We start from the raw sequence: 259 nt of genomic DNA on the forward strand, positions 1-259 counted from the left end.
ACGTTCAAGCTGTGAAGGATGCCCAAGGTACAGCAGTTACAGGTAAGGCAACCCCAGGATCAACAGTAGAAGTTAAGGACCAAGACGGCAACGTTTTAGGTACAGCTCAAGCTGATAAAAATGGTAATTTCACAGTGCCAGTATCAGGCGATGTGGCAGGTGACTTAGCCGTAACAGCCAAAGAACCAGGTAAGAAGGCAAGCGAAGCTGTAGAAGCAGTAAACAAGACCGGTTTAGAAGACTCAATCACAGCAGGTGA

The 259-nt window shown here is 47.1% G+C and carries 1 protein-coding gene; it reads left to right on the forward strand.

All coding sequences use genetic code 11. The annotated features are described in order from the left end of the window. The coding region (locus FC36_RS12125) for an Ig-like domain-containing protein (RefSeq protein WP_235805804.1) at window positions 1–259 on the forward strand (259 nt) is incomplete at both ends.

Source organism: Ligilactobacillus equi DSM 15833 = JCM 10991, from assembly GCF_001435735.1.
Taxonomy (GTDB): Bacteria; Bacillota; Bacilli; order Lactobacillales; family Lactobacillaceae; genus Ligilactobacillus; species Ligilactobacillus equi.